Raw genomic sequence first — 3,143 nt, forward strand, 5'->3', positions numbered from 1 at the left:
GCTCAAAGTAAAACAGAAAGGGGAGGGCTGACGCCTCCCATGTCATTGCAATAAATGACTATAGTTTTACCAGCTATTTGGCTAAAAAATATTTTATTTTTCTGTTCAGGTCGCTGAAATATGTGTATAATCATAAAAATCAGTAAATGTACGGTTGCTTTTACCTAAATTCCTGGATAAAGGGCTACTTTCTCGTTAAATACTTGTTAGGGGGTGTGCCACCTCAGTATAAATGCGGTAGTATTGAGTAATAACTTGTTTAGGGATTTTATGTAGTTTCACGTAAGAAACTCGATGGGCAAGAGCCTAGAATTAAACTCCCAGGCTGAAAGCGTACATTTTCATATTCAACTTTTGCAATCATCAATTGAGGCTAAACCATGATATTTGGAATAATTGGTTCTTCTTTCGTAGTTTACTTTTTGCTAATGTCGATCGCCAATTACGGCGACACTGGAATGTAGACTATTCAAGGCACTCATGCACTCTCTACATTCGGTAGCAGGTCAAAAAAGCTTTGAGAACTTCGGTAGAGCCTGTGCGTGGGACTTGTCTGTGGTGTACGCGATAGAAAAAGAAAATGAATGGATGAAGGAGTCGTTAAGTACCGCTGTGATTGGAAAGAGGCAGCTCCTGTAGCTGCCGGGGACATAGCAGATTTGATGCACTGGCGCGATCGGCTCCACGCTTGGGGATTAATTGCCGTCTACGAAAATGGCATAGGGTTTGGGAATGTCAGCGTCAGGCTCGGCAATTCTTGCCAGTTCGTGATTTCGGGCACCCAGACTGCACACTTGAGTGCTCTGGGGCCTGAATCCTACTGTACTGTCACCGAATTTAACTTAGAACAAAATTACCTCGGCTGCCGGGGGCCCGTACCAGCTTCGTCGGAGTCCTTGACTCACGCTGCGCTGTACCTTCACGCTTTCGATGTGGGCGGGATAATTCACGTCCACAACCCTCAATTATGGCAGCAACTGCTGTTTAAGATTCCTACTACTAGAAAAGAAATACCTTACGGCACTCCTCAAATGGCCTTAGAAATGTTTAGACTTTTTGAGGAGGAGAATTTGGCCGATCGCAAAATTCTGGCGATGGCCGGTCACGAGGACGGAATTATATGTTTTGGCAGCACCTTGGACGAAGCTGGCAAAGTGCTCTCGGCTGCGATTAATGAGATTAGGTTTGACCGCTGAGCTCTAAAACGGTCGATCCATCGCCTGGGTAGTTGCAAAGATCGAGCATAAAACTCTCGCAACCAACTCAAAAATTGCCAAGTGCCTCTTGCCTCTGTGGTAATGGAAAGATATTCTAAATAGCAGATATATACTATATTCAATCGTAAAAGCTGAGAGTGATTGTCAGGAACCTCAGCCTGAAGGCATGAGGCTTGAAAGAGAAATCTGACAAGCCGTTCTGACGGGCCTAAGTCTTAACTGACTACGTTTTTTGAGTCACGACACCCTGGAATGCGTAGCTAGTTCCTTGCTCTGTCGCTGAAGGTTAAACAGTTCTAAGGTCACTGGGACAGTGCTTTCAGCCTAACAAGCTCACTAAACATTGACCGACAAGCTAACTTTACTCCGAAAGGAGATTGAGGCAACCATACCTCGCTGGAGGGGCAACCATACCCCTCCACCCCACAAAAGTTTTAACTCAATGTAAAGCCGTCCTAAAAGGACGGGGTTTCTAACCCATATTTCTGATGAATCCAACTAAACTTGTAAGCTCAAAAGAACTGCAATCAGAGGTATCTCGTCTCACCGAAGAGCTGCAAATGCGCGACCAATTGGTGCAGCAGTTGTCTCAAGAACTTTTCAGACTGGTGAAGGGAAATACGAATTTTGTGCCGGCGCCGGAAGTTTCCGATCGCCACCAAGCTCAAATGCAGGCGATGCGGGAACAACTGCAAGCTGTTGAAGAACAGGTGGGTTTTTATCAGGAACAAATCGCGGAGCGGGATGCTGAGGTTTACCAACTGCGGCAGTCGGTGCAGGAATTGACCGATCGCTCTCGGATGCTGGAACAGGTGGTTCAGGAATTGCCGGGGGTTTACCGCCAGAAGTTTGCCGAACGGATCGAGCCAATTAAGGAAAAATTAGATCAACTGCAAAAGGAAAACCGCCAGTTGCACACTGAGTTGCAAAGCGTAACTTACCGTCTCGCTGTGCGGAGCCGCAAGGCTAAGGGCCTGGATCTGCCTAGTGTCGATGTTGAGGACGATCGGGGCATTCAAATGCCGAGCTTTGGCAATGTCTAAGGTTTTGATTGTGGTGGGTGGTGAGAAAAGTCCGGCCGCAAGTCTCAAGGCGGCGATCGCTCAATCCGATCCTTTAACTGAAGTCAATATCTGTGGGGTTTCGGAACTCAATTCTGGCGCGATCGCTCCGGGTGAGGCGATCGTTTGTCCTTTGACGCTGGATCTGCCAGAAAATCTGGTTTTTCCGGCTCAATACGTGTTTCGATTTTGTGGCAATGTTTCGGCGGCGCGCGATCGAGTGGCTCAGGAGTTGCTTTTTCCCGTCGGCGAGGGCAATTTTTGGCTGCCTGTGGTGTTGACGGCAAAGGGGCCGCTGTATGCTGAGGCGATTAAGTTGTCTGGTGAGTTGAGTTACTCTCAACCGGTGCATTTGTCGGATGTTTGGCGGCAGCAGTTGTACGAGTTGGCTTACCGCTTGCTGAATCTTTTAAATGCGCCCCCGGCGACTTATTTGATGCAGTTCGGGTTTGTAGGGGAAAGGATTTGTTTCGATAGACTTTGGCCTTTTCCGGCTGCACCTGCGATCGCTTCTGTTGGCGTTCAAGTGCCGGATTTATTTGTTTGTCATTGGTATTGCTTGACAAATCAACCTATTTATGATATTCAAATTAGCTCTGCGGTTGCTTGAAGTCTCTGGGAAACTTGAGATTTAAACTCGGGATCTAATTTTAACTAACGTAAATGGGAAGTCCCGCGCTCACCTCCGGAGGTGAGCGCCGGGATGAGAATGAACCAAAAAGCAACTTGAGCGACAGCGAATCAGTATCGTTTGTGTGCGGTATCATTATTTTATCAGTATTTGGCAATCTTGATAAATGTACAAAGCCTACAAGTACAGAATATATCCCACAAGTGAGCAAGAGGTCTTGCTGGCAAAGTCTTT

The 3,143-nt window shown here is 46.8% G+C and carries 4 protein-coding genes; all 4 read left to right on the plus strand.

Annotation, left to right across the window (positions count from 1 at the left end):
* Positions 1-584 precede the first annotated feature (584 nt).
* Positions 585-1,196 (plus strand): class II aldolase/adducin family protein, encoded by a 612-nt coding sequence (locus tag QUB70_RS32120; RefSeq protein ID WP_332985848.1) that lies wholly within the window; start codon positions 585-587, stop codon positions 1,194-1,196.
* A 509-nt stretch (positions 1,197-1,705) separates the two neighbouring features.
* Positions 1,706-2,260, plus strand: coding sequence for an Npun_F5560 family protein (locus tag QUB70_RS32125; RefSeq protein ID WP_332985850.1), 555 nt, complete (start codon positions 1,706-1,708; stop codon positions 2,258-2,260).
* Positions 2,253-2,888 (plus strand): hypothetical protein, encoded by a 636-nt coding sequence (locus tag QUB70_RS32130; RefSeq protein WP_332985851.1) that lies wholly within the window; start codon positions 2,253-2,255, stop codon positions 2,886-2,888. The genes QUB70_RS32125 and QUB70_RS32130 overlap by 8 nt, the downstream gene beginning before the upstream one ends.
* A gap of 187 nt (positions 2,889-3,075) precedes the next feature.
* The coding region (locus QUB70_RS32845) for a helix-turn-helix domain-containing protein (RefSeq protein WP_442927863.1) at positions 3,076-3,143 on the plus strand (68 nt) is incomplete at its 3' end.

Origin of the sequence: Microcoleus sp. A003_D6 (assembly GCF_036702825.1) — a bacterium.
Taxonomy (GTDB): Bacteria; Cyanobacteriota; Cyanobacteriia; order Cyanobacteriales; family Microcoleaceae; genus Microcoleus.

Bases quoted from the DNA above. Each gene is read 5' to 3' on its own strand.
- QUB70_RS32130 (WP_332985851.1), top strand. From the start codon at position 2,253: ATGTCTAAGGTTTTGATTGTGGTGGGTGGTGAGAAAAGTCCGGCCGCA.
- QUB70_RS32125 (WP_332985850.1), top strand. From the start codon at position 1,706: ATGAATCCAACTAAACTTGTAAGCTCAAAAGAACTGCAATCAGAGGTA.
- QUB70_RS32120 (WP_332985848.1), top strand. From the start codon at position 585: ATGGATGAAGGAGTCGTTAAGTACCGCTGTGATTGGAAAGAGGCAGCT.